At 67.3% G+C, this 6,251-nt stretch carries 7 protein-coding genes; 4 read left to right on the top strand and 3 right to left on the bottom strand.

Translation table 11 applies throughout. The features are described from left to right. Window positions 1-907: 907 nt before the first annotated feature. From ACYVKA_RS14550 to ACYVKA_RS14535, 4 genes are all read left to right on the top strand, one after another. Window positions 908-1,126 carry a toxin HicA gene (locus tag ACYVKA_RS14550; protein WP_394275484.1) on the top strand — a complete coding sequence of 73 codons (219 nt, stop codon included), beginning with the start codon at window positions 908-910 and terminating at the stop codon, window positions 1,124-1,126. After that, a complete protein-coding gene (locus tag ACYVKA_RS14545; protein WP_460706501.1) occupies window positions 1,123-1,467 on the top strand; it encodes a type II toxin-antitoxin system HicB family antitoxin in 345 nt (114 codons plus the stop codon). The genes ACYVKA_RS14550 and ACYVKA_RS14545 overlap by 4 nt, the downstream gene beginning before the upstream one ends. Before the next feature lie 986 nt (window positions 1,468-2,453). Next, window positions 2,454-2,969 (top strand): nitrilase-related carbon-nitrogen hydrolase, encoded by a 516-nt coding sequence (locus tag ACYVKA_RS14540; RefSeq protein WP_460706499.1) that lies wholly within the window; start codon window positions 2,454-2,456, stop codon window positions 2,967-2,969. 315 nt (window positions 2,970-3,284) lie between these two features. Further along, on the top strand, window positions 3,285-3,872 hold the full coding sequence (locus tag ACYVKA_RS14535; protein ID WP_460706497.1) for a hypothetical protein: 588 nt from the start codon (window positions 3,285-3,287) through the stop codon (window positions 3,870-3,872). Window positions 3,873-3,878: 6 nt separating this feature from the next. On the opposite strand, the gene ACYVKA_RS14530 is transcribed toward ACYVKA_RS14535, so the two are convergent. The 3 genes from ACYVKA_RS14530 to ACYVKA_RS14520 form a co-directional block, all read right to left on the bottom strand. Further along, on the bottom strand, window positions 3,879-4,901 hold the full coding sequence (locus ACYVKA_RS14530; RefSeq protein ID WP_394275477.1) for an NADP-dependent oxidoreductase: 1,023 nt from the start codon (window positions 4,899-4,901) through the stop codon (window positions 3,879-3,881). Between the two features lie 44 nt (window positions 4,902-4,945). After that, on the bottom strand, window positions 4,946-5,173 hold the full coding sequence (locus ACYVKA_RS14525) for a hypothetical protein (RefSeq protein WP_460706495.1): 228 nt from the start codon (window positions 5,171-5,173) through the stop codon (window positions 4,946-4,948). Between the two features lie 389 nt (window positions 5,174-5,562). After that, window positions 5,563-6,153 (bottom strand): DUF2231 domain-containing protein, encoded by a 591-nt coding sequence (locus tag ACYVKA_RS14520; RefSeq protein ID WP_460706493.1) that lies wholly within the window; start codon window positions 6,151-6,153, stop codon window positions 5,563-5,565. Window positions 6,154-6,251: the final 98 nt, after the last annotated feature.

Genomic DNA, 6,251 nt, shown 5'->3' with positions numbered 1-6,251 from the left:
TCATCGGGGTCGTTCCTGATCTCGCCCTGCGGAGGCGGACTTGCTATGAACCACTGGTCTCAACTCACCCTGACACGCAGGGGTCGGGCCAGCGAACTCTGTGTGCTGCACCAGTCGGAGCAAGTGGTCGCCACAGCGGACGGTCATGATGGAGTCGAGGTCCTGGCCCACGAACTTGCGGATGAGGACGCCCGCCTTCGCCCCGTCGTCGTGGAACTCCTCGAGCAGCACTGTGCCAGTCATGTCGACCTCCATGAGTCATCGGTTGGGGTGGTTTTGGAGAGCACCCCGTTGCCGGTACGTGTTGCGCATGGCCAAGTTTGACAGCGAGCAAGGCCGACCGTCCTGTAATCGGCGTGAGAGTGATGTCATGCGCCTCAGCTGGAGCGCCACCTGCGCCCGTCGCCACCCGTCCTGAAGATAAGAATCTCTCAGCTTTCTACTTTGAACGGCACCCGATGAAGACCCGATCTGTTCAAAGTGCTGAGCGTGGCCGCGTTCAAAGTGCACTGCATCTCGACATCTGTCGAGATGCAGCGAAGACTGAACATGGGCCTCAATACTCTGAATGTGGAGTGCCTGAGAGCCATGCGCCGCAGAGCATGACCACGGACCAGGTTGGGCAGAGCCAGGAACAAGGACGTGCTGATCGACTCGCACTCCGCTACTGCCCGGGTGGTGACAGTGCTGCCAAGTCACTGTCACAACGCCGTCAGACCAGCGGCAGCGAATTCTTCACGAGGCAGTCGGATCCTTGCAGAGGGAGCAGCTTGGGAGCTCATCCCGTGGCCTCAGGGGTGCGTGAGCATCCTCTTCCGCCGACAGGCAGACGTTGGCGAGCCATACAGATTGGTACCATTGGCGGTACCATGACGCCATGCCCAGTGTTGCGAAGATCCTCGTCGAGATGCGAGCCAATCCCCGCAACATCGGCTACGCCGAACTGGCCAAGGTCTGTGAACACCACTTCGGACCACCCCGCACCAGCGGCGGCTCCCACGCCGTCTACAAGACACCCTGGCCCGGGGATCCTCGGGTCAACATCCAGAATGATCACGGCAAGGCCAAGGCCTACCAGGTCAAGCAGGTACTGCAGGCCATCGAGAAGTTGGAGGCGAACCGATGAGCACCACGATGATCGACACCGCGCGCTACAGCTTCCGCGTCACCTGGTCGGTCGAGGACGACGAGTTCGTCGCCACCTGTGTCGAGTTCCCCTCCCTGTCGTGGCTGGCCGAGACTCCGGAATCGGCCCTGACCGGCTTGCGGGAACTGGTGGACGAGGTGGTCGCCGACCTTCGCGAAAGGGGCGAGGACGTGCCTGAGCCGTTGTCGACGCGGCACTACTCGGGCAAGTTCCAGCTCCGGTTGGGCGAGGACCTGCACCGTCGCCTGGCGATCGAGGCGGCCGAACAGCACCTCAGTCTGAACCAGTACGTCACCCGCAAGCTCGCCGCGGCGTCCTGATCCACCCGAAGGCGCACTTCTGCCGCGCTCGAGCGGGCGGCAATCTTGCCCTGATGCGATTCCCGCGGGCAACAATCCGTAGGTTCCCTCAGCTTTCCAACCCGCCTGTGGCCAGGCCCGTGGAGTGCGTGAGCATCCTCTTCTGCTTGAGATGTGGGTGATCTTCGGATCATCGGGGTGTCTGGGCTGGCTGGCATCCCGGAGTCCAACAGGGAGGTGTGGAATGGTGAGCGACGGGTTGACCGACGACCAATGGGCGGATGCGGTGTTGGCCGTCCTTGAAGGGCCCATGCATGAGGTCGGAATGGGCGAGCCCAATGCCGCCCCGCGCCATGCGATGTGGCACTGCAGCGCGGCAACACCGGAACGTCCGTTCGCCGGTTCTCCCGTGTGGAGGAACTCTGGTGGGGCTTGCCACGACATCACTGTCCGGAAGGACGAGCAGGCCGGCGGTGGTCGAGTCCTCTTGGTCTGGACGGAAGGTTCTGACGTGCCCAGCTGCCCGCCCCTTCGACGGTCGAGGCACTGGCGGCCCCGCTACGTCCATTCGCTGAACGGTTGGGCGCGGTGCTGCAGCGAGACTTCCAGCATTTCGTGACGCATCACGGAGGCTACCTGCCAGGGGCGGAGCCTTCGACAGGCTGAGACACACTCGATCTCATGTCGCTGGTCGAGTAGCCGGCAAGGTTGCCCGGGACGTGGGGTGAGCCTCCAGCCGAAGGCCTCCACTGTGAACAGGTAGCAGCGGACGGGGCTGTCTCGAATACGGAGCGGATCGACCATCGCCCCTCGGTGCTTCTCGACACCTGGCTGGCGAAGTTCGGCCCGCACTGCGCACGCTGGAAGCTGACTGGGCCCGCGATGCAGCACGTGCCCAGTGACTTCTCGACGTGCACTGTGAGCAGCGCCCCATCTTCCTCCATGCGGAGGACGACCGACTGACGACCCCAGGCGCCCCGAGCCAGGCCTCCGCATAGCCTGATGCCATGCGATTGCTGCTCCTGCCGCTGCCGAGCAATGCGGGCCGCGAGGACGAGAACCTCGCCGGCCTCGACCGGGCGCTGGGCGAGGCCCCGCCCGTCGACCTGGCGGTCGCGGCGGAGGCCTTCGGCCAGGGTTTCGAGGCCATCACCGATGATCCACGCCATGACCTTGCGGTGGGTTGGGAGGAGTCGGGCCCCGAGATCGCACAGGTCAGGGAAATGGCCCGACGCCACCGGACCGCGATCGGCTTCGGGTTCATCGAGCGGGCAGGCGACGTGCTGCACTCCAGCGCCATCGTCGTGGACCGCGAGGGCGCCACCCTCGCCTCTACCGGAGGATGTCGCCCGGCTGGCGCGGAAGCGAGGTGGACACGTCCATCTACGTCGACGGCACCGAGCCCGTCTGTTTCGAGCTGTGCGGGCAACGAGTCGCGATCGCCCTGTGCGGCGACCTGTGGGTCATGCCCGAGCGCTTCGCCCAGCTCGACGCTGACCTGTTGCTGTGGCCTGTCTTCGTGAACTTCACGCCCGAGCGATGGTCAGGGGAGATCTCCGACTACGCGGCGCAGGCCGGGTCCGTCTGCCGCCGGATGGCCTGGGTCAACAGCCTCGCCGACCAGACGCCCACGTCCCCCCGAGTGGGCGGGCGCGGCCCACGGTGGAGCCGCCTGGTTCACCGACGGCATGCTCGCCGCCGCGCTTCCCATGGGACAGCCGGGCCAGCTCGTCGTCCACGTCTGAAAACAGTCGCCTCCTGGTGCAACCTTTCCGCCCTCCGGCGCGTAGCCAGAGATGAAGGCGCTTCACCCGGCGCCCCGAACCCAGGAGGACCCCATGATGACGAACCGCACTGTCGTCACCCTGCTCGCCGTGGCAGCCGTGCTCACCGGTTGTGGCCAGGAGAAGTCCGATGTCGCCGACCCGACCCCGCCCCTCTCCTCGACCACCGAGCAGTCGAGTTCCTCCACCACCAGTCAGACGACGACCATCGCCTCCTCCAGCAAGTCCACCGCCTCAACCACGCCCAAGCCCTCGGCCTCGCAGATGGACCTGTCCGCCTATGCCGCGACGGGCGGCGCCGGAAAGGGCCACTACTTCACCAGCGGCACCCTGCGCTGCGGCATCACCCAGTCGGCGACCGGCTGCCAGTCCACGGCCCTGGTGAAGAATCGCCCCAAGTGCACCAACCCCGACAGCCGTGCCCCCTACGTCGCGATCGACGGCAGCGAGCCGAGCGAGGACGGCTGCACCACCCAGGGGGTCTTCATCGCGGAGAAGCCTGCCAAGGAGTTGCTGGCCGGACAGTCACTGACCGTCGACGACGCCACCTGCACGGTGGTGGCGACCGGATCGGTCACCTGCACCACCAATGAGGGGCACATCGTCGCGAACTCGGAGGTCTTCCAGTACCACGCAGAATGAGTCGGATCAGAGGCGGACGAGCATCTTGCCGGTGTTGGCGCCGTCCAGCATGTCGATGAAGGCCTGCGGGGCGTTGTCGAGACCCTCGCGGACGGTCTCGTCCCAGCTGATCCGGCCCTCGGCCACCCACTGACCCATCGTCTTCTGGAACTCGGGACGCACCTGGTCGGCGTACTTGGCGATCACGAAGCCGCGCAGCGTCAGCCGCTTGCCGATCGCCAGGGCCAGGTTGCGGGGGGCGGCGGGCGGTTCGGTCGCGTTGTACTGGGCGATCGCCCCGCACATGGCGACGCGGCCGTCGGTGTTCAGGCTGGCGATGGCCGCCTCCAGGTGGTCACCACCGACATTGTCGAAGTAGACGTCGATGCCCTCGGGGGCTGCTTCGGCGAGCTGCTCGGTGACCGATCCGTCGCGGTAGTTGAAGGCGGCGTCGAAGCCGAGCTCACGCAGCCGGGCCACCTTCTCGGGGGTGCCGGCCGAGCCGATGACGCGGGAGGCGCCGGAGAGCTTCGCAATCTGCCCCACCAGGGAGCCGACGGCACCGGCGGCGCCGGAGACGAAGACGGCATCGCCCTGCTTCATCTCGCCTGCGACGAGCAGGCCCGCGTAGGCGGTGAGGCCGGGCATGCCGAGCACGCCAAGGTAGGCGCCCTCGTCGATGTTCTCGGTGTCCACGACGCGCGCCTGGGAGCCGTCGACGACGGCGTGGTCGCGCCAGCCGAGGGCATGGACGACGCTGGCGCCAACGGGCACGTCGGCGTGGCGCGAGTTGATCACGGTGCCGACGGCGCCGCCGTCCAGGGGCTGGTCGATCTGGAAGGGCGGAATGTAGGACTTCACGTCGTTCATCCGGCCGCGCATGTAGGGGTCGACCGACATCACGGTGTTGGCGACGAGGACCTGTCCCTCGGCGAGTTCCGGGACAGGCACCTCGACCAGGCGGAAGTCCTCGGGCACGGGGGCGCCGTGCGGGCGACGGGCCAAGTGGATCTCGCGGGTGGTGCTGGGAATCTCGTGCGTGGTGGTCATACCTACAAGAACGCTCTGGGAAGGGATTTTGTTCCCGACCAGGCTCAGCCCACGTCGAGGGCGATCCAGTCGGTCGTCACGGTGGGCTCCTTCCCGGCATTCTCCACGCCGACCAGGAGCCCGCCCAGCGCAAAGCCCCAGCCAGACCCGAAGCGCGGGCTGTCGTGACCGAAGAGGGCGCCGAGCCACATCGCGGCCAGGGCCAGGACGGGCAGCACCAGTGCCAGCCTCTTCCACACGGCGGGACGACGAAGGCCCCGGCCGATGTTCACGATCCAGGAGCCTTTGACGACGTCCTGGTCGCGGGCCCTGCCCCGGCCGCCACCGTGTCGGATGATTCACGGAGCGATGACCTGCGCGGTCGGGTAGCCGGTGCCCAACCACAGGTCCGCCACCGGCAGAGGCATGTACTCGGTGCCCAGGTCGAGCACGGTGTTGCCCGTCGGCACCATGGCCACCAAGCGCTCCACCGTCGAGGCCGACCAGCGCCGACAGCCATCCCCACCAGTGGACGGTGTGGTGCGTCGAGGCGGCCACCACACCGAGCGGCACGACTAGCAGCGCCGCGCCGCCCAGTCGCCAGGCCCGGGGTGTGGATGCGAACCGGAAGTGCACCGGCTCGCGGCTGGTGTCGAGACTGACCATGGATGGCCTGGGGACGTCAGGCCTGGGGTCGCGCCTGGACCGTGGCCTCGGCTGCCTCGTCCTCGAAGAGCTGGTCCTTGCTGCCCACTCCTCGGGACACTGCGAGGTGCCCTCCCAGGTAGCCGGCGGCGGCGAGGATGCCCATCGAGGCGCCCGAGGTGGCCAGGGCAAGCACCTTGCTGCCTCGGCTGCGCTGCACCATCGCCAAGCCCTGCAGGCCCAGCCCGATGACATTGGCGCCGGCGTGCACCACGCCCACACGCTGGCGGGGACGGTCGGCATCGGCCAGTTCGGCCCAGCCGGTGATCGCGGCCGGCACCGCGCTCGCGATGCCGACGGCCGTCAGTACCTGCGCGGAAGCTCCCTCGGGGTCAGTGCCGCTGAGGTCGACCAGCAGGGCGCTCATCCAGGTGCCCAGCGGCACCTGCACGGCGATCGGGTGCAGGGCGTGACCGGCCCAACGGCCCTGCAGGGTGTGCTTGACGGTCGGGTTGCCGGAGATGGCCTCCATCAGGGGCTGGGCGGCGTCGACGGCACGGTCCAAGACCGGTGACTGCTCCAGTCGGACCATCAGGGGGCTCAGGGGGCTGTCTGCTCGCTCGAACATGGTCTCTCCTCCGCTGTGGGGCTGCTCCCCGTCGGGTTTGCCTCTGCCTTCCACGATAGCCATCCGTCCGCGGCCCGTCATCGCCCTGACGGGTGGCT

This window comes from Luteococcus sediminum, assembly GCF_054783495.1.
The sequence above is the reverse complement of the archived record's forward strand: the minus strand, read 5'-3'. Positions and strand labels throughout refer to the sequence as shown.

Coding starts and splice junctions, on each gene's coding strand:
- ACYVKA_RS14550 (WP_394275484.1), top strand. CDS start 908: ATGCGAGCCAATCCCCGCAACATCGGCTACGCCGAACTGGCCAAGGTC.
- ACYVKA_RS14545 (WP_460706501.1), top strand. CDS start 1,123: ATGAGCACCACGATGATCGACACCGCGCGCTACAGCTTCCGCGTCACC.
- ACYVKA_RS14540 (WP_460706499.1), top strand. CDS start 2,454: ATGCGATTGCTGCTCCTGCCGCTGCCGAGCAATGCGGGCCGCGAGGAC.
- ACYVKA_RS14535 (WP_460706497.1), top strand. CDS start 3,285: ATGATGACGAACCGCACTGTCGTCACCCTGCTCGCCGTGGCAGCCGTG.
- ACYVKA_RS14530 (WP_394275477.1), bottom strand. CDS start 4,901: ATGACCACCACGCACGAGATTCCCAGCACCACCCGCGAGATCCACTTG.
- ACYVKA_RS14520 (WP_460706493.1), bottom strand. CDS start 6,153: ATGTTCGAGCGAGCAGACAGCCCCCTGAGCCCCCTGATGGTCCGACTG.